Source organism: Methanosarcina sp., assembly GCF_049706645.1.
GTDB lineage: Archaea > Halobacteriota > Methanosarcinia > Methanosarcinales > Methanosarcinaceae > Methanosarcina.
The window spans coordinates 135,562-154,854 of the sequence record NZ_JBNAKP010000024.1 but is presented as its reverse complement, the minus strand read 5'-3'; the positions used below and the strand labels follow the sequence as shown (position 1 = coordinate 154,854).

Here is a 19,293-nt window from a genome sequence, read left to right as displayed (position 1 = left end):
GATCGAGAAAGAAGCTTTTCTAAAAAGAAAAGGGGATGGAGAAACAAGGTCTCTGAATGTTAATTATAAAGATATATCTTAAACATGTGTATGATTTACCTGTTTTGTTTTATTGCTTTCCAATCCACAGTGGAAGCATTCTCCTGAAGCTGTAACTGGATCGATATGGATGATGGTATCTGAAAGATTGGAAAAACTCTCCTGAAGCTTTTTTCTTATGGCGTTAGCGATCTCATGCCCTTCTTCTACAGAAAGGGAAGGATTAACAGAAGCATTGATCTCTGCATGAAGCTTGTGTCCTATCCAGCGAACTCTAAGATCTGTAACTTTACAAACTCCATCGGCACTCTCAGCAACGTTTTTAACTTTATCGATAACCTCAGGCTCAACACCGTCAAGAAGGCGGGTGAACACTGGTTTGCTTGTATCAAGAACTATTTTCAGAATGGTGATCGTAATTAACATACCAATAAGAGGGTCAATGATTGGATACCCTAACCAGACGCCAGCTGCACCGATGAGGACTGCAAGGCTAGTTAAGCCGTCAACTCTGGCATGGTAACCATCTGCAATCAGAGCTGCACTCCCGATTTCCTTTCCGATCTTCATACGAAATTGAGCCACTATCTCATTTCCAATGCAGCCTATAATCCCTGCTGCAACTACTGCCTGCAAATGACCTATAGGCTGAGGATTGAAAAAGCGGTTTACAGATTCATATCCTGCTATGATTGCACTGAAGAGGATAAGGAGAACGATAATCACACCTGCAACATCTTCTACTTTACCATACCCGTATGAGAAACTTTTGCTTGGCTTTCTTCTTGCCAAGATAAAAGCTATTGCAAGAGGAACTGCTGTTACAGCATCTCCAAAATTGTGAATGGTGTCGGCAAGAAGGGAAACGCTTCCAGAAATATATACAACGAAAAGCTGTAGAACAGCTGTAATTATCATTGCTATAAATGACCATTTGACAGCCCAGAGTCCTTTGCTCGTAGCAAGTGTAGAGGGATCCACCTTTCCATGAGTATGGCTGTGCCCGTGAAAATGAGAGAAAAACCCATGTTTATGATTTTGCTCATGGGGATCCCCAGAAGTATTATTCTCATTTAATTGATTGCTGTAATTCTTACCAGACATTGCATCACCAAAATTAATTAATTTTTAAGACTAAGCTTAGTGAATATTTTTATAAATAATTATTTATAAATATAATCTCATTTCTTATGTTTTTCATCATAAGTTTTTTTAAATAATTAATACCGATAGAAAGCTTCTCATAATGCCGTTTATTCCGAATTTAAGGCAAATGTAGTAAGTATAGAAGAATCTACTTTTCCGTAAGTCAAGTTGTGAAAAACACCACCAGGGGAATCGTCACTATACTTATAGCCAGCGTTGCAGCCGTTATCCCAGCGGCGTAGGCACCTTCGTGTCCGTATAGCTTTGCGATCATTGGCACGACCGTCATTGTCGGCAGGGACATCAGGATGATCATAGACCAGATCATGTTATTCGGCAGATCCGTCATCAACAGGAGCTTGCCCAAAAGGATCGGCAAAACGATCATTTTAACAACAATGCCGAAATACAGATCTTTTGTTTTGAATGCGGTCTTCCAGTCGGAGTAGAAGATCAAGGCGCCCAGATAGATCATGGCCATAGCACCGACCGCGTTTTTGATCGTCTGAAGTGTATCATCAACGACTGTCGGAAGCTTGACACCGATCATAATGAAGATGAGTGCCAAAGCAATCGCAACGATGTTGGGGTTCACAAAGCTCTTTAATGTTATTTTCGCTTTTTTATCGGATGCAGTTGCAAGGTATATCCCGTAAGTCCAGAACAGGAGTTGATCGACAATACTGAACAACGCTAGATACAAAATGCCGTCCTTCGGAAATAGAGCTATAAGCAGCGGTACACCGACAAATCCGGTGTTTCCGAAAATGAACGCAAACTGAAAAACCTTTGCTTTGTCGCCGGTCGGGCGAAGCCCTTTTGCTATAATCCAGGTAACGGCTGAAATGATCACATAAAACAGAGTCGCAAGACCGATCATTGCGGCATTCTCCCAGACCATCTGCCTTGTCGTTCCGGCATAGGTCATATAAAAGATCAGCACAGGCAGAAAGATCTTTGAAACCAGTTTGGCAAGATCCGGTAGATAATTTTCCTGGATAACACCCTGCTTAGCCGCCACATGTCCGACTAGAAGAATACTGAAGAAAAGGATCATCTGATGAACGACGATTGAAAACAACATTTTGTAAATCTCCTTTTTGTTAATCTTGAAAGCGCGATAGGAATGCTGAGCCACACGTGCCTGCGATATTTGCGAATCAGTTCATGTAATTATATTTCCATTTTCTATAAGAGTATAGGCAAATACTTATAGTCAAGACGTTAAATATATTTACTGACACTCGAATACTTATAAACAAGAAATGGTATCCGCTTACTGGTACTCATTATTATAAGGACATTTGTCACAGGAGAAATTATATTGGCATCTCTCATAGGCTGTCTTAAATAGTTCATCTATGTCCTTTCTATATTCAGCCAACACATCGGAATTAATTTTATAGAAGACTCTAAAACCTCTTCGATTTTCTTCAAGTATTCCAATATTCTTTAAAATCTTTATATGCTGGGATGTGGCGGGTTGAGAGATGCCAAGTTGTTTAGCTACATCAGAAACACAAAAGGTTTCATTATTATTAGAAGCAAATATTTTTATTATTTTTAGTCTTTTCTCATCGCCAAGGGCTTTGAGAACTTCAGCCATGTTTTTTATATGACCTTTCACGAATTTACCTCTCAATTATAAGTGTATAAGCATTCTCTTATACAAATTTGTCAGGTATTATAAATAATTTTCTCTTTTTTCCGGTTTCGCAAAATACTGAAGTTATACCCATTCAAAACACCGGTGTCCTATTATGTTGAAGCTGTGTGCCTCCACAAGCTGTCTGCTTTATTCTTGGTTCTTGTCTTCTTTTTTGTCTGAAAGGCCGCTCTCCTGCGTCAAGCGTGGCAAGAATGACGCAGTATGATGAATGACGTTGTACAGGTCAGAATTTGAGGTTTCGAAAAATGCGCTACTTTTTTATTATCAGTATTCAAAAACATCTTCAATTAAGGGCTCTGCAAGTTTCAGCACATCTTCTTTAAAAGAGCATATATCCTCTAAAACCGCAGAATTCTCTCCCCCCAAAAGTTCCTGTTTTATTTTCTTACCCAGGATATCGTCGCTTCCCGCCGCCAGCCTGAGGATGACCGAACCCGGAAAGATTTCATTCCGGCAGGCAATTTTATCGCAGTCCCCATCCGTGATCCCGAGGATAGGAATTCCGAGCCTGAAGAGGATATCGCCCGCTATCTCAGTGGTGTCATCTCCCACGGTAACTGCAAGCTCGGCACCGGCAGCCAGTTCGAAGGTACGTTCTGCGATGTGGTCTATAAGTACGACTCTTCCTGGAGCAACATTTCCTGCGCCGGCTCGGGAAGAACATCCTGGTTTTCGGGCACAGGCGTTTTGTTTCCGGGCATTCGGGAGTAAGGAACTGCTTCTCCGGATGTCTCCGCTTTTTATCCAGGCTTTTTCAAGGTTAACAGGATCTCTTTTCTCGTAATTATGGAGCTTTTCCAGCCCATGCTCTTTTATTTCTCCGCCCTCGATTGCGGTAATTAAGCCGTTTTCGGAGATTATCCTTATTTTTGAAGATAGGGCTTTTCCGATAACAATCCCGTTTACAAAAATGTTTTCGCCGGGAAGAACGCCTGAGATTTCGCGGGTGATTCGGGTTTTTCCGGTTTCCGGGAAATTTTCTATGGAAACCGGATTATGAAAAGGCAGGGGATTTTCAAAGGGAATCCCAAGGGCTCCGGAGAGTTTTTCAATGCAGTTTCCGGCTTTTTTGTTCAGGGGGATTATTTTCCCGAAGGAGCATCCGGGGCTTTCGATCTGGATCACTGGCTTCTTTTCACGGTCTTTCAGGCGAGAAGCAACCTTTGACCCGAAAACTTTGCCTGTTTCGAAAGTTTTTCCCCGGTTCAGCAGGCAAATAAGGTCTGCTGTTTCAAAAGAGGATTCTATACAGACACTTGGCTTGAGATGCCTGGTTGTATCTATAAGGTTTTCAAGCCCGGCATCGAGGACGGCTGTCTTTCCCATTGTTCCGCCAAGCTCTGCTTTTACTTCACCCAGGCGGGAAAGCTTTTCTAAAATTATTTTTGCTTCTCCCGAATCGATCACTTCGGGCCCATGAATTACAACGACGATTTTCATCTTTCACTTGACTTTTATTAAGAACACATATTAATATGACCCTTTATTAAGCTGATATATGACCTTTATATGCTGATATGCTTTTAACATAACCTTTTATTATGCCGGTATGCTTTTGCTGTCCCTTTCCGGCGTACTCTTCTGATATTCTTTATCCCGGTATTTTGTGATGACTATCCGGTCATTATCGAAAATTACATTATGCATTGTTACGTTTTGACAAAAGATTTTTGACAAAAGATGACTGACTGTGAGGAAGATAAATGGCTGGCGTAAAGATTACCTGGCTCGGGCATTCGGCTTTTTTGCTTGAAGCCGAAAAGAAGTTGTTGATCGATCCTTTTATTTCAGGGAACCCGATAGCTCCGTGCAGCCCTGAAGAAATGAACCCTGACGTAATAGCCGTAACTCACGGACATCGTGACCACCTCGGAGATACGATAGAAATTGGAAAACGAACCGGATGCCGGATAATCTCCATTCATGAGGTTGCAAACTACATCAAATCAAAAGGAGTTTTTGCAGAGGGCATGAACAAGGGCGGTACAGTGCACGTGGAAGGCATAAAACTGACCATGACCGAAGCGCTCCATTCCTCCTCAATCGATGCCTCCGGCTTCAGTTTCGACGGCGGCTGCCCGGCAGGCTTCATTATACGAATCAACGGGCACTCCATCTACCACGCCGGAGATACGGGTATTTTTGGGGATATGCAGCTCATAGGAGAACTCTACGAACCTGAAATAGCCCTCCTCCCCATAGGTGACCGATTCACAATGGGCATAAAAGAAGCCGCAAAAGCCGTAGAACTCATCCGGCCCGAAATCGTAATTCCAATGCACTATAACACCTTCGATGTAATCAGTCAGGACCCCCTTGAATTCAAACAAGCCGTTGAATCAAAAACCGGCGCAAAAGTGATCATCATGCAGCCAGGCCAGTCAATCGAACTCTAACCTCTAAACATTATATCCCTCTGCCCAACTCCACAATTTACAATAAATTTCAAACCGAAGGCGAATAATAGAAAGAGTACAACTTTATCAGTTAACTTTCTCACAGAGTGGGAAATAACTTCACTTGCCCATAAATTATCCTTTTTGAGTGAATTGAATAACGGGTTTTTTTTGCCCGTAAATAAGTCTTCTTGAGCTCAAGCGCAAACGTTGGGCCGCAAGCGTTGAGCCACAACCGTTGCGCCGTTTGATCACGCCGTGCCAGGGGTTTTCGATCAAACCTTTTTTGAAAATGCTTGCGAAAAGGTTTGCGGGACTCTGGCGACGGAAGTATTAAAAATAATGAGTCTATTATAAAAATACAAATCTAATTTTGACTGCCGGTTTTAACTGGGAGTTTTAAAACCGGATCTGAAATTAATTCCCTATTGTTTACCTATACGATTTTATAGAATTAATACGATGACATCGGAATGATCATGACTGAAAATATAAAAACGATTCCACTCGCGTTTGGAAGCGGGATTTCTGAGCTGAGCATACCTGAGAAAAACATGTCCAGTATCATCCTGCCTTCGGAATCTGAAATAAAGGAAGAAGGGGCTTCCCTCATTAAAAAGGCGCTTGAAAATCCCATAAAAAGCAAAAGGCTTTCTGAGATTGTAAACCCTGATTCGAGAGTTGCAATTATCGTAAGCGATGTTACGAGGCCGACTCCGACTGCAAAAATTCTCCCTCCTTTACTTGAAGAACTTTACCTCGGAGGGGCAAAAAACGAGAATATCACTATTGTCTTTGCCCTGGGGCTCCATCGGTTACAAACTGAGGAAGAGTGTCGCTGTCTCGTAGGGGAAGAAATCTTTGAAAAAATCCGATGCATCCAGCACGACAGGAAAAGGTGCAGGCTGCTTGGGGAAACAAGTTTCGGAACGCCGGTTGAAGTTTTCGAAGAAGTAGTCGACTGTGATGTTATAATTAGCACAGGCACACTGGAATTTCACTATTACGCAGGGTATGGAGGAGGAGGGAAATCCATTCTTCCTGGGGTCAGTTCTGAGAAATCCATACTTTCCTTCCACAGCTTTTACAGCAAACTCTTTGAGGGAGACCCTCTCTCAGGCAGAGCCGGCAGTCCGGCAAGACAGAATATAGAAGAAGCTGCAAGGATTGCAGGTCTTAATTTTATCCTTAATGTTATAATAAACAGCAAAAAAGAGATTGTTGCTGCCGTTGCCGGGGACTTCATCGAAGCGCACAGAAAAGGCACGGAGTATGTTGATGCCATGTATAAGGTGCCTGTTGAGCCTGCGGATGCAGTCGTTGTTTCCTGCGGGGGTTTTCCGAAGGATATCAATCTTTACCAGGCAACAAAATCCCTTGAGCATGCCATCCCTGCCGTAAAAGAAGGAGGTTCCATTATTCTTGTAGCTGAATGTGCCGAGGGAATAGGAAACAAAGTTTACGAATGCTGGAACAGGGAGTGCAGGGTTCCTGAAGACGCAGTCGAACGTTTCAAGAATTGTTTTGAGTTCGGCGGACATAAAGCTGCTATTGTCGGAAGGGCTGCAAAAGAATTCAAACTCTACCTTGTCTCAAAGCTTCCGGAGGCCGAAAGTGAAAAAGCTTTCTTTACGCCTGTAGAAAGCATAGAAGAAGCACTTGAGAAGGTCTTTTCCGAAAATCCTGAGGCTAAAGTCCATGTAATGCCTGATGGAGGATGGACCCTGCCCGTAAAGAGGTAAAGGGTAAAAGCTGTTGATATCAGCAAAGTCCAGAAGCCAATAAGTCCAGAAGCCAGTATTTCTGATCTACAGTTGAACAGCAGGTTTAAACCGCAGATTTGAATTGCTTTTAAAGCATATTTTATAGTTGTTTCTCCGTATAATTTTACATAACAAGTGAAAGCATCGGCATGAACATGACCCCAAAAATAAACAAGATTCCACTGGCTTTCGGAAGCACCGCGATAGAGCTTGATATTCCTGAGAGAAACATCTCGAGCGTAATTTTGCCCTCGGAGCCTGAAAAAAAGGAAGATGCAGCTTTCTTGATTAAAAAAGCGCTTGAAAACCCCGTAAAAAGCAAACGGCTTTCCGAGATTGTAAATCCGGATTCGGGCATTGTAATTATCGTAAGCGATGTTACTCGGCCAACCCCGACTGCAAAGCTTCTTCCGCCTCTGCTCGAAGAACTTTATCTTGGAGGGGCAAAGGACGAGAATATTACTGTTGTCTTTGCTCTTGGGCTGCACAGAGACCAGACTGAAGAGGAATCCAGAAAACTGGTAGGAAATGAGGTCTACGGAAAAATCCGTTGCATCCAGCACAATACCCACAAATGCAGACGTATCGGCATGACCTCCCGAGGGACCCCGATAGAGATATTTGAAAGTGTTCTTGATGCAGACATTATCATAGGGACCGGAAGCATTGAGTTCCATTACTACGCAGGATACAGCGGGGGAGCAAAGTCAGTGCTGCCTGGTGTAAGCTCGACAGAGGCAGTTATTACAAACCATAAAATGATGATTGACGAAAAAGCTGTCTCCGGAAGGGTCGACGGTCCTGTGCGGCAGGACATGGAAGAAGCCGCAAAAATTACCGGCCTTGATTTTATCCTGAATGTGGTGCTTGACAGCAAAAAAGAGATAGTTGCTGCCGTTGCCGGGGGCTTCATCGAAGCCCACAGGAAAGGTATGGAGGTTGTAGATTCCATGTACAAGGTGCCTGTTGAGCCCGCAGATGCGGTTATAGTTTCCTGCGGAGGCTTTCCGAAAGATATCAACCTTTTCCAGGCAAATAAGGCACTTGACAATGCAACCCAGGCAGTGAAAGAAGGAGGTTCCATTATCCTTGTGGCCGAATGTGCCGAAGGAATCGGAAACCAGGTCTATGAATGCTGGAACAGGGAATGCCGGAGCCCTGACGATGCAATCGAGCGTTTCAAAAAGTGTTTCGAATTTGGGGGGCATAAAACTGCGATCATTGCAAAAATCTCAAAAAAATTCAGGCTTTACCTGGTATCAAAACTCCCGGAAGAGCAAACAAGAACTGCATTCTTTACTCCGATGGCAAGCTTGAAGGACGCATTATCTGCAGTCCTGTCAGAAAATCCTGATGCAAAGATTCACCTTATGCCTCACGGAGGGCAGACCCTGCCTGTCCGAAAAGATAACTGATAAGCTTTCAGTTTGCCAGGCTTTCAGTTTGCCTATTTTGAAGTTTCAAACTTAAAACCTTTGAAATATTAAAAAATCTGAAATATTAGACTTTTTTTAAAAAAAGAGCAGGAAACAAAGGAAGCAGAAATAAAAAATAAAGCGCGGAGGGGCAGGCTTAAATGCCTGCCGAATCCGTTGCTTTGTGTGATGCTGTTTCCGATACTTCTTCTTCATCTTCAAACCTTCGCCTGTAAACTTTCTTCAGGAACTCTGGCGAGAATTTGGGTGTCATAAGGCTTACCACAATAAGGGCAAGGAAAGAGAGAGGGGTTGCGACCAGGATCGGGTCTACAAGAGGCCAGGTGCCGGCAAGTAAAGTCGCTTTTCCGAATATTGCCTGGCAGATCCCGAGAGGCACTGCTTCTTTTGCATGGACAAAGACCAGCCAGAAGAGACTGCTTATCGAGCCCACAACAAGGCTTGCAGTTGCTCCGGCTTTTGTTGTACGCTTCCAGAACAGCGCTCCAATGTAGAGGGGCAGGAAGGCGGATGTGCACAGGCCCATGAACATGGCAGTAGCTCTTGCGATAATACTTCCCGGGAGAATATAAGCCAGGATAACTGAAACCAGGATGGTAAAGGCAACCCCTAACTTTGTAACATGGACGGTACTTGCACTGGACTTGCCTTTCATGAGGCCCTGCTGGTAGAAGTCGTACCCTATGGCTGTACCCATAGTGTGGAACTGGGCAGCTGCAGTAGACATTGCTGCCGAGAGCAGGCTGAGCATGAAGATTGCCACAAACATCTCAGGCATTGTATGGTTCAGGAATGCGGGAATTATAAGGTCAGTATTCCCGCCAGGGACAACCTGAAGGGAAATCATGCCTGTAGTCCTGTAAAAGTATACATTGGAAAGAGCTCCCACAACATATGCGACTCCTGCCATCATCAGAAGGAAGGGACCTCCCACAGCAACTGCCCTTTTCAAAGAACGGTCGTCTTTCACAGTCATAAACCTGACTGCAAGCTGTGGCTGCGCAAGTACTCCTATCCCTACTCCCATTATGATTGTGGAAACCAGTGTCCACCAGATCGGGGAATTGAAAGCTGGCATTGCAGTCCAGCCCCTGTGCCCCTGATCAACAAGTGCCTGAGGAACAAGGTTTGCCATATTAGTAAGAGCCTGGTGGGCTTCTACAACTCCTCCCAGTTTGCTGTAGGTAAATACCAGCAGAAATGTCATTCCTATCAACATAATAGTGGCCTGCATTGCATCAACGTACATTACTGACAGGAGGCCGCCTTTAATCACATAAAAAGCAATGATAACGGTAAAAAGCAGAAGAGCGAGGTTATAGTTTATCCCAAGCGTGGTCTCAAGAAAACGACCTGCCCCTATGATCACGCTTGCAGCGTAAAGTGGCATGAAAACCGCTACAATAAGCCCGGAAAATGCTTGAATAAATCTGGATTGGAAGCGTTTTCCTATAAATTCAGGGTAAGTAATGGCTCCAAGGTTTAGTCCCATGCGCCGGGTTCCAGGGCCAAAGACCACGAAAGCAATGAAAATCCCGAAAAAGATGTTCATGAAGACAAGCCACAGAAGCCCCATTCCTAAGGAAGCGGCTACTCCTCCGAATCCTATAATCGCAGAAGTGCTGATAAACGCAGCTCCGTAGGAGAGAGCCATAATTGCCGGGGGTACGCGTCGGCCTGCAAGCATATACCCATCTGTCTGGGAATTTTTCTTATACCCCAGCCGGGCAACGTAGAAAGTGGCCGCAAAATAAACAACGACAAAAAGGATCAGAGTTGAAGTACTGACTGCCATAAAAATAACTCCAGAATAGTTTTGACTACTGTTTTTTCTCAGGCATTACCAAAAAGGTTTAACTGAAATGAACTCTTTAGAGTAAATCCCTGACCCGTTTACTGGTCCTGAATCACCTGTTTCTGAGTACCGCTCTTTACTGCCTTTTCTTCTTTTTTCTCTCTCCAATTCAATGCCCCATAAACCATGCATCCGAGTGCACTAAATACACAAGCAAGATATGCAAGCCAGATTTGCGGATCAGCTATTCCTAACATCTATAACACCTTCCTGGAAAATATCCTGATAATAGCTAACGTGATACCTGTTAGCATTGTACATTTAACGCTTTTTGTTATTTAAATATATTGAGTAAGGAAAAATTCCAGTAGAAAGTAAACTTTATAAATTGCAAAATTAATTTAATACAGCTTCACTCCAGACTGACGGGGTCGGGATACTGCTGCAAAAATCCGGAGGGTGTTTTTATGCGCAAATTGGTAAAAGCCAGCCTGATTGTCTTATTTCTTCTTGTTCTGGGGGCCAGTCTATTATACTATCATACAGACCGGCTCTATCATGACAGTTTTACGAGTTCGTACGATTATGGTGTGACTCTTCGGACGGATTCGGAGCTGAAAAACGTAACCTTCTACCTCCCACTGCCGGTTTATGAAAACGAATCCGAGATCGGAAAAGAACTTATAAGCAGAGGCTTACAGGAAACAGGGGAATGGAATTTAAGTATTCTGGATACGGAACATGGAAAAATGCTTGTATTAAAAACAGATAGTTTTGTTCCGGAAATGTACTCTCCTGCCGTTGAAAGTGAAATCCCAAAATCAGAAGAAGCTGGTTATGTTCAAAGTCCGGAACTGACATATGAAATAAAGGAAAACGAAATGCAAGACGACAAAATGCAGGAAAATAATCTGAAGAAAGCTGAAGTGAAAGAAGAGGAATTGAAGGAAGAGGAATTGAAGGAAGAAGAATTGAAGAAAGAAAAAGCGAAGGAAGAGGAATTGTTGGATGCCAGTATAGAGGCAAATTCCTCCGAAAATCTACAGATTGGAAAGCCTCTATGGATCCTTGTAGGTCTTAACTCTGATTCAGAAATTAATACAAGATCCCCGATAGGGAATGAGCCTGTACTGAACCCTGCATACAATCGGTCCCTTTCGGCATATGACATGCCTTATCCGGAAAATAGAGAACCTCCTGCAGTTTATAACTATGATTCCCTGATCTATGCCGATTATGAAGCCTCTCCGGAAACCCAGGTTTCCCTATTGATTGATTTCTCAGGCTGGAATGAGTGGTGGATCTACGGGTGGAATGGAAACCGATATTCTGAATTTATATATACCGATCTTAACGGCTCGCAGCAGGGCTGGATACAGGTGCCAGGAAAAATTACAATGGGAGATGGAAATTATAGATGAACCCTTTAAAGGATTCACTCTCCTTTTGAAATTGCAGATGAATCTTTTAAGGGGTTCATTCTCTTTTTGAATTTAATTTTCTAAATTCGATTTGATTTTTTACTTCACTTAAAACAGCACTGAGTAATTTCTCCACTGAGGTCTTCCCTGAGCATTTCGATAGCTTCGTCGAATTCATCGGTCTGGCCGAGAACCCACATAAGTTTAACCAGGGCGGTTTCGGGCAGGGTGTCTTCCCCTTCTATTGCACCGGCTTTCAGCATATCACGGCCCGTATCATAGACGCGGTCGCAGATTCTGCCGTTAAGGCACTGGGATGTTACGATAACAGGCATTTTTGCATCCGTGGCTTTCCGGATCATGGGGACCCACTTCGTAGAAACGTGCCCGAGTCCGGTACCTTCGAGAACCAGCCCTCTGTACCCGCCATTGATATAACAGTCAAGAATTGCAGGGTCTGCACCCGGCGTAAATTTAACAAGGGCACATCTAGGTTCCATGCCAGGCTTGAATTTGAGAGGTCTCTCTCCACGCCTGATATACTCAATGGAGGTTTTTATTTCCCTTGTATTGTAATCCACGATCCCTATCGGAAGGGAGTTTAAGGACTTGAAAGCGTTCCTGCGAGAAGTATGCATCTTCCTGACTTTGGTCCCACGGTGGATCTCGCAGAAATCGTCCGAGGTCGTCCCGTGCATAACAACCGAAACTTCAGCAATATCACTTATAGCGACCAGAGCTGCACAGATTGCATTCATGGCGTTATCGCTGCTTGGACGGTCTGCACTTCTCTGGGAGCCTACCAGAACAATAGGTACTGGCGTTTCGATCATGAAGGAAAGGGCTGCAGCCGTGTACATCATTGTGTCTGTCCCATGGGTTACGATTATCCCATCGGCACCGGCTTCAATTTCCTCAACGACTGCGCGGGCAAGAGTTTGCCAGGATTCGGAGTCCATATTTTCCGAAAGGATGCTTGAGATTACCCTGCCTTTAAAATCGGCTATCGCTTTGAGTTCAGGGATAGCTGCAAGGATATCGTCCGCAGTAAACTGGGATGTTACTGCACCTGTCCTGTAGTCGATTTTGCTGGCAATTGTTCCGCCTGTGGAAAGAATCGCGACTTTTGGGAGCTTTTTACCGCGCTTCGATATCGTTTCTCCTGCCTCTTTAGACTCTTTCCCGCCGTTCCGGTCTCCGTTTTTGCCTTCTCCATTGTTCCCCAGAAGAGTTACCTTTACCTTATCCGTGAAAAAACCGGCATTATAACCGCTGTTCATTTTTATTGTAATATATCCTTCCATAGACGGCATCACTTTGCCTTCGTAGACAGTGCCGTTCTTTTCAATACGTACCCGGTCGCCCTGTTTGAATTCCATAACTAATCCCTTTTATGATAACTTTTTGAACCGCTACATAAATAATCGGTATTCTGTTGTGATACAGAGGTATTGCGTGATACTAAGAGGTCAAAGTAATATTAATACTGAGTGTGTTAAAATTGATGTATTAATATCGAATGTATTCTGGTGCATTAATGCCGGTGCATTAATACTGAGCGTGTTAAGATTTATTATGTTAAGACTGAATTTATTAATATTGGTCTGTTAATTCGAGTGTATTAGCACTGAGGGCTTTTTCCTCACAGCTCAAGCTTTCCTGTACTCATTAACGACTGCGAGCAGGTTTTCAAAAGCCGAGTCTGTGATATCTTTCAGGGTTGCAATTTCTTGCCTGTTTAGTTCGAGTTCGGTTTGCCTTCTCAGGAGGTAACTCCGCATTTCTTCGGGAGCGGGTCCGCCAGCGATTTTCCTTCTCTTTATGTTCGAAACCGGATTAAGGGCTTCTTTTACCATCTTTTCCGTGAGCCCTCGGCTTGAAAGAGATTCGCCCAGCACGATTTCGGCTACGGAATCGATCTTTTCCAGTGTGGGCCTTTCCATTTCCCTTGCAAGCATCCCTACTATCTGGTGAGCAGTCCTGAAAGGAATTCCGGTTTCGCGGACGAAGGTATCCGCAAGTTCGGTAGCTGTCGTAAAACCTGCCACTGACTGGGCAGCAAGAACTTCTGGGCGGACTTTCATAGTTCTTATCATTCCCTCCATAATCCTCACTGAAGCCCTTACCGTTTCTACAGACCTCCAGATATTTGGGGTTGCTTCCTGTAGATCCCGGTTATAACTCAGGGGAAGCCCCTTGCAGATCGTAATCAGGGACATAAGTGCGCCCACGGCTACTCCTGTTTTTCCGCGCATAAGTTCGGCAGTATCAGGATTTTTCTTCTGCGGCATAATTGAGGACGTAGAAGCGTACATGTCGTCCAGTTCTATGAAATTGAATTCGGAAGAGGACCAGATTACAAGCTCTTCGGCCATGCGGCTCAGGTTTATCATCAGATTTGTAAATCCCGAGGCGCATTCAATAAGAAAGTCCCTGCTGCTGACCGCATCCATTGAATTTTCAAGCAAGCCTGCAAAGCCAAGGAGTTCCAGGGTTCTTTTCCTGTTAAGATTAAAACCCGTGGAAGCAAAAGCTGCAGCTCCAAGCGGGCAGAGGTTTACCCTTGAGTAAGCATCCTGAACCCTGTCAAAATCCCTGCCAAGCGCTGTTTCATGGGCGCAGAGATGATGAGCAAGCGTTGTCGGCTGGGCATGTTGCAGGTGGGTAAACCCGGGCATGAGTGTGTCGGTATGTTTTCTCGCAAGGGTAAGAAGAGTTTGCCTCAGCTCATGTATTTCTTCAAGCAGTCCGGTCAGTTCTTCCCTTAGCGCCAGCCTTATGCAGGTTGCAACCTCATCGTTCCTGGAACGTCCCGAGTGCATCCTGCCCCCGACATCTTCCCCAACCAGATCGATGAGCCTTGACTCAAGAGAAATATGAATGTCTTCATAGCTGAAATCGAGCTTTTCCATCCCTTCCTCCCTGATTTTCAAAAGCCCGCTAAGAATTTTGCTGCAGTCCTCCCTATTTATAATGCCCTGCTCTTTCAACATTACCGTGTGGGCAAGGTCCACTGCTATATCAGCATCAAAAATCCACCTGTCAGCTTCCATAGAGGACGTATAACGTAAGATTTCCTCGTCCTGGGCGGCCTCCAGCCTGCCTCTGCGTAAAATATTGCTCATCGGGTTTCCTCTTTCTGGTATTTAGTAAATTATACATATCTGTGGCAATACTGTCTGTGAGATTAATGTAAGATTTAATGTGAGATTTTAATGTAAGTTTGATGCAACATTTCGTGTAAGATTTGTAGCGTGGTATTATTTCTAACGCTTAAATATGAATCGGTTTCCCGGAGCTTTCCTGTCAATAGTGATATCAGGAAGCTAGTATCAGGTGAACGCTTGCTTTTCCTCAGGTTTCCCAAAAAAGCTAATCGTAAGGAAAGCGTAAGTTCACTTAATGTCCGTGGTTTCAAAGTACAACCGGATTTCAGCGGTTTACGACATCATAGAGTTGCCGGTAGAGCTTTTCCTTTACGGAAGGTGGAGAGAAGAAGCTCTTTCAAACCTTAGTGGAAAAGTCCTGGAGGTCGGGGTAGGAACCGGAAGGAATCTTAAATACTATCCGGCAGGCTGTTCGGTAATCGGGATAGATAACAGCGCAGGGATGCTTGAAAAAGCCCGCAAAAAGGCAAGGGGTATGAAAAATATCACTCTTAATCTTATGGATGCCGAGCACCTCGAATTTCTGGATAACAGTTTTGATTACGTGGTTACGACCTTTGTCCTCTGTTCCATCCCTGATCCTGTGAAGGCCCTTAAAGAAATGAGAAGAGTTCTCAAGCCTTCAGGGGAACTGATAGCCCTTGAACATATGCGCAGCAGCAGCCCCTTTATTGCCCGCATTGAGGATTTGATCAATCCGATCATGTTTTTCTTTATCGGAGACGATATGACCCGAAATACGGTGGGTAATATAGAAAAAGCCGGATTTGTTATCAAGGAAACAAAAAATATGGCTTTCCGGGATGTTTTCAAGAAGATCAGGGCAAAACCGCAAAGAGGTTTATTCCCTTAGAGTGCCAGGTATTGTCCGGGCATTGTCCGGGCATTATAATTTTCGTGCATCCTTCGTGCGTCTTCCGTGTATCTTTCGTGCGTCTTTCGTGCATCTTTCGTGCATCTTTCGTGCAGGCGTTACTCAGGTCTCTTTCTTGAAGAATCAAGATAAAATTGGTTAATTAATAAATATAAATTGATTAGTTAACAAGATATAATTGGTTAGCTGATTATGGAATTTCGAGGCTTTCCCAACAACTGGTCCTGCTTGGAGAAGATTAAAACTACTTATATAAAATTAGTTATAGATTATTACATATAACGACCTATTCTCATTAATTTAGCAGCTTAATTTAGCAGCTACTGTAAAAACCTGGCATCTTGAGCAGGTGGGTCTCTTCTTGCTTTCGGGATTTTTAATTTACAGTATTCAAACATAGCAGAGCCAGTGCTAAACTCCGGCATCCCTGAGAATGTTAAAAGTATCCGGGTTCCAGAAAAACATCCGAACTTCAGCAGGTATCAGGCCTTCAGTAGCTCCAAGAGGTGAATGTTATGCCCTTAGACCGATACGGTGTGCTCAAAGGAAAGGCAATAGATACAAGGAATGGCCAGGGATCTAGCCCTCATTTCCAGGTGAAAGTCAGTGATGATGACCTGTTCAGAATAGCCATTAATGTCAAATCCCAGGTTGAGCCCTCAACTGTGCTCTACTATGCAGACGAGGATTTCAGTCACCCTATTCTCAAAGACCTGGTGACTCTACCCTTTGGCTTCAAGGAACTGGAGAGCCAGCCCGGGGGAATGGCGCTGGACTTTATTCGAGGCAACCTTTTCGATACCGCCAGGATGAAACTGCTGCCCCATGACCTTCCGGGGCCTGACAACGACCTGAATGAGCTTTTTCATAAGTATGTAGAGAAAGCGATTTCCATGGAAACCAGTGAGATTTACGCCTTTGGCCAGCGGTGGGGCCCGGAGAGCAAACGTGACAAATATTTTGGTTTCAAGCCCGGAAACGGGATCCATGACATACATATGAACCAGGGGAATAGTGAGAAGTGGAGGGAAGATGATGGCGTCTGGCAGGATGGTGGCATTATATTCCACTATCCGGACGAAAATAAATGGGTAGCTGTCTTCCTGGCCTTCCAGTCTCAGTCCTTCCACACCGACGATGTTACGGGCCATGCAATTCCGGAGGTTATCGAGAAACGTGTGTGTATTGTTGCCGCCCTTGTGAACCCAGCAGGCGAAGAAGAGAAGAACGCTACCATCCTCAATGCCACGCCTGAGCCGGTTGTACTTGACGGATGGATGCTGGCTGATATTAATAAAATGAAGATAAGCCTTCAAGGAACTTTAAATGCCGGAGATACCGTGAAGATACCGATTTCGGAAGGAGAATTCAAACTTCCCAAAGAAGGAGGTATCATAACCCTTCTGGACGATGAGGGCTTTAAGATGGACGGAGTCAGCTATATCGAGAAAGAAGCCTCTAAAAAAGGATGGACTATAGTCTTTTCAAGAGCGTGACGATATAGCACTCAGCCGTACAGAAAAAATGCCTGACAAAAGAATGGACTATATAGCTTTATAGAGTCCATTCTTTCAACTATCTATTTTGCTCTCTCTTTCTCTCTGTTTAACAGATTTCCGGTTGTATATTCCAGAAAATTTAATCATAAGGAATGCGTAAATTTGTCTAATGTCCGTGGTCTCGAAGTACAACCGAATCGCACCCGTATATGAGCTGATAGACCTGCCTCTGGAACTTCTTTTTTTCCGGAAATGGAGAAAAGAAGCCCTTTCAGGCCTGAACGGGAAAATCCTGGAAGTCGGGGTTGGTACCGGAAGAAACCTGAAATACTATCCGGCAGGCTGTCGGGTGATAGGGATCGACAAAAGCGAAAGTATGCTCCAGAGAGCCCGGGAAAAAGCCGAAGGAATGAAAAACGTTACTCTTTATCCTATGGATGCCGAACGCCTTGAATTTCCGGACAACAGCTTCGATTACGTGGTCACGACTTTTGTTCTCTGTACAGTCCCTGATCCTGTGAAAGCTCTTAAGGAAATGAGGCGAGTTCTGAAACCTTCCGGGGAACTGATAGCCCTCGAGCACGTGCACAGCAGCTACCCTTTTATTGACTTCATGGAACATTTAATTAACCCTGTTCTATTTTTCCTGCTTGGAGACCATACGACCCGAAATACTGTGAATAATATCGAAAAAGCAGGCTTTAGCATTCAGAAAGCAAAAAAACTGGCTTTTAAGGACGTTTTCTGGAAAATAAGGGCAAAACCATAATTTTTTCTTACAAAAACATAGACTTTTTCCTTATTTTATTTTACAGCTTCGGAATATTTTGGCTTCTTTGTCATCGTTTTCACCTTAAAGACCAGCATTCACTTAAACAGGGCAATAGTCATTCGTAAGATAATTGTTTTCACTTTAAAACACCATTAAAATAATCCCCGTGATCCCGACCATAACAAACAGTCTGAGGGTTTGGGAAATCAGGATGGCTTTCATCCCTATCCTGGGGCCGAAGATTCCTACGTAGTGCGGGATGTAAATCCTCAGGGTTCCAAGGCTTGTTACGATATTGCCTACCAGCAGGACAATTATGACTTCAAGGCCGCTTAAAATTCCCTGCTCCATGAGGCTTGCTGCAAGCGTGTAGGCTGCAAGGTGGCTTGCAAAAAGGGCCGCAATAACCGGGAGTCCTTCCACGGGCACAGGCAGGTATTCCGAGATAGGGTTGAGATATGAGCCAAGAGAATCAAACACGTCGAGGTCTGTCAGGACAAAAACCAGGAATGTTACGGGCACCATCACTTTGAAAATCCTGATTATCGTTTTTTTCGAAGTTCTCAGGCTTTCTTTAAACGCTATTTTTAATTCCGGGGCTTCTTTTTTCTCAAAGGCTTCAAAATGTACTTTTTCTCCTTCAAGCAGGAAATGGCCGGCAATAAGTACTATAAGGGTTTTTACAAGCCCTACAAGGGTTATCAGCCCCACATAGATGATCCCGGTTGTGCCAAGCAGGGGCACAAGTATCGGGAGCAGGGTCCTCCAGTGCATAACAATTGCGGGAAAGGAGTTCAAAACCGAAGCTATGACCAGTTCGCTTTCCTTTATCATTCCCCTGTCGTACATGCTTTTAAGTGAAGCATTAGCCGAAGATGTGGACGCAAAAGCCGTAAGGAAGCCCACTCCACATTCTTTTCTGAGATGGGCATAGTTTGTAATCGGGCTTACCAGAAAATCAAATTTGTAGAACCAGCCGAGGCTCACAAGAAGTTCTGCAAGGATAACTCCCAGGATTATTGAGGGGCCTGTTTTTAGAAGATACTCAGCCGATTGTATAATGGTGTCGAGTAACATTCAGCGATATTCTGGTAACAAAGTTTATTAATTTATCTAAAATAATTCATAATTATCTTTTCAATCTATAAGTCTTCAACCTATAGAACTCAATCGATAGAACTCAATCGATAGAGCTTAATCGATAGAATTTAACCGATCAATCTTCAACCGATCAATCTTCAACCGATTAGTCTTCAATCGATAAAACAGAATTCTGGTTTCATCCAGCTAATCAACAGCCCAAACCTAATTATCAA

At 43.9% G+C, this 19,293-nt stretch carries 17 protein-coding genes; 7 read left to right on the top strand and 10 right to left on the bottom strand.

Annotation, left to right across the window (positions count from 1 at the left end; all coding sequences use genetic code 11):
• Window positions 1-78: 78 nt before the first annotated feature.
• The 4 genes from ACPK8D_RS10185 to ACPK8D_RS10170 form a co-directional block, all read right to left on the bottom strand.
• A complete protein-coding gene (locus ACPK8D_RS10185) occupies window positions 79-1,143 on the bottom strand; it encodes a cation diffusion facilitator family transporter (protein ID WP_424717738.1) in 1,065 nt (354 codons plus the stop codon).
• A gap of 205 nt (window positions 1,144-1,348) precedes the next feature.
• Window positions 1,349-2,323 (bottom strand): AEC family transporter, encoded by a 975-nt coding sequence (locus ACPK8D_RS10180; RefSeq protein ID WP_424717737.1) that lies wholly within the window; start codon window positions 2,321-2,323, stop codon window positions 1,349-1,351.
• 138 nt (window positions 2,324-2,461) lie between these two features.
• Window positions 2,462-2,812 (bottom strand): ArsR/SmtB family transcription factor, encoded by a 351-nt coding sequence (locus ACPK8D_RS10175; protein WP_424717736.1) that lies wholly within the window; start codon window positions 2,810-2,812, stop codon window positions 2,462-2,464.
• 306 nt (window positions 2,813-3,118) lie between these two features.
• Window positions 3,119-4,294 carry a DUF2117 family protein gene (locus ACPK8D_RS10170; RefSeq protein ID WP_424717735.1) on the bottom strand — a complete coding sequence of 392 codons (1,176 nt, stop codon included), beginning with the start codon at window positions 4,292-4,294 and terminating at the stop codon, window positions 3,119-3,121.
• 263 nt (window positions 4,295-4,557) lie between these two features.
• Between ACPK8D_RS10170 and ACPK8D_RS10165 the strand changes: the two genes are divergently transcribed.
• From ACPK8D_RS10165 to larA (ACPK8D_RS10155), 3 genes are all read left to right on the top strand, one after another.
• On the top strand, window positions 4,558-5,250 hold the full coding sequence (locus ACPK8D_RS10165; protein WP_424717734.1) for a metal-dependent hydrolase: 693 nt from the start codon (window positions 4,558-4,560) through the stop codon (window positions 5,248-5,250).
• 479 nt (window positions 5,251-5,729) lie between these two features.
• Window positions 5,730-6,992, top strand: a complete 1,263-nt coding sequence (larA, locus tag ACPK8D_RS10160; protein WP_424717733.1) for a nickel-dependent lactate racemase — start codon at window positions 5,730-5,732, stop codon at window positions 6,990-6,992.
• 176 nt (window positions 6,993-7,168) lie between these two features.
• Window positions 7,169-8,428 carry a nickel-dependent lactate racemase gene (gene larA / locus ACPK8D_RS10155; RefSeq protein ID WP_424717732.1) on the top strand — a complete coding sequence of 420 codons (1,260 nt, stop codon included), beginning with the start codon at window positions 7,169-7,171 and terminating at the stop codon, window positions 8,426-8,428.
• A gap of 157 nt (window positions 8,429-8,585) precedes the next feature.
• Here the strand turns inward: larA (ACPK8D_RS10155) and ACPK8D_RS10150 are convergent, their stop codons facing one another.
• Both ACPK8D_RS10150 and ACPK8D_RS10145 read right to left on the bottom strand, forming a co-directional pair.
• The gene (locus ACPK8D_RS10150; protein ID WP_424717731.1) at window positions 8,586-10,244 is read right to left on the bottom strand and encodes a sodium:solute symporter family protein; all 1,659 of its coding nucleotides are present in this window, start codon (window positions 10,242-10,244) and stop codon (window positions 8,586-8,588) included.
• A gap of 98 nt (window positions 10,245-10,342) precedes the next feature.
• A complete protein-coding gene (locus tag ACPK8D_RS10145; protein WP_424717730.1) occupies window positions 10,343-10,501 on the bottom strand; it encodes a symporter small accessory protein in 159 nt (52 codons plus the stop codon).
• A 210-nt stretch (window positions 10,502-10,711) separates the two neighbouring features.
• On the opposite strand from ACPK8D_RS10145, the gene ACPK8D_RS10140 reads away from it, so the two are divergent.
• Window positions 10,712-11,665 carry a hypothetical protein gene (locus ACPK8D_RS10140; protein WP_424717729.1) on the top strand — a complete coding sequence of 318 codons (954 nt, stop codon included), beginning with the start codon at window positions 10,712-10,714 and terminating at the stop codon, window positions 11,663-11,665.
• Window positions 11,666-11,769: 104 nt separating this feature from the next.
• Here ACPK8D_RS10140 and gatD read toward each other — a convergent pair whose 3' ends face one another.
• Window positions 11,770-13,044 carry a Glu-tRNA(Gln) amidotransferase subunit GatD gene (gene gatD, locus ACPK8D_RS10135; RefSeq protein ID WP_424717728.1) on the bottom strand — a complete coding sequence of 425 codons (1,275 nt, stop codon included), beginning with the start codon at window positions 13,042-13,044 and terminating at the stop codon, window positions 11,770-11,772.
• A 270-nt stretch (window positions 13,045-13,314) separates the two neighbouring features.
• Window positions 13,315-14,790: an argininosuccinate lyase gene (gene argH, locus ACPK8D_RS10130; RefSeq protein ID WP_424717727.1), complete on the bottom strand. Its 1,476-nt coding sequence runs from the start codon at window positions 14,788-14,790 to the stop codon at window positions 13,315-13,317.
• A 277-nt stretch (window positions 14,791-15,067) separates the two neighbouring features.
• Between argH and ACPK8D_RS10125 the strand changes: the two genes are divergently transcribed.
• Window positions 15,068-15,685, top strand: a complete 618-nt coding sequence (locus tag ACPK8D_RS10125) for a class I SAM-dependent methyltransferase (RefSeq protein ID WP_424717726.1) — start codon at window positions 15,068-15,070, stop codon at window positions 15,683-15,685.
• Here the strand turns inward: ACPK8D_RS10125 and ACPK8D_RS10120 are convergent.
• Entirely contained in the window at window positions 15,651-15,833 is a 183-nt protein-coding gene (locus tag ACPK8D_RS10120) for a hypothetical protein (protein ID WP_424717725.1), read from the bottom strand. The two genes, ACPK8D_RS10125 and ACPK8D_RS10120, sit on opposite strands and share 35 nt — an antisense overlap.
• 388 nt (window positions 15,834-16,221) lie before the next feature.
• On the opposite strand from ACPK8D_RS10120, the gene ACPK8D_RS10115 reads away from it, so the two are divergent.
• On the top strand, window positions 16,222-17,202 hold the full coding sequence (locus ACPK8D_RS10115) for a DUF2278 family protein (protein WP_424717724.1): 981 nt from the start codon (window positions 16,222-16,224) through the stop codon (window positions 17,200-17,202).
• A 172-nt stretch (window positions 17,203-17,374) separates the two neighbouring features.
• Window positions 17,375-17,974, top strand: a complete 600-nt coding sequence (locus tag ACPK8D_RS10110; protein ID WP_424717723.1) for a class I SAM-dependent methyltransferase — start codon at window positions 17,375-17,377, stop codon at window positions 17,972-17,974.
• Window positions 17,975-18,118: 144 nt separating this feature from the next.
• On the opposite strand, the gene ACPK8D_RS10105 is transcribed toward ACPK8D_RS10110, so the two are convergent.
• The gene (locus ACPK8D_RS10105) at window positions 18,119-19,054 is read right to left on the bottom strand and encodes a nucleoside recognition domain-containing protein (protein ID WP_424717722.1); all 936 of its coding nucleotides are present in this window, start codon (window positions 19,052-19,054) and stop codon (window positions 18,119-18,121) included.
• Between the last annotated feature and the right edge of the window lie 239 nt (window positions 19,055-19,293).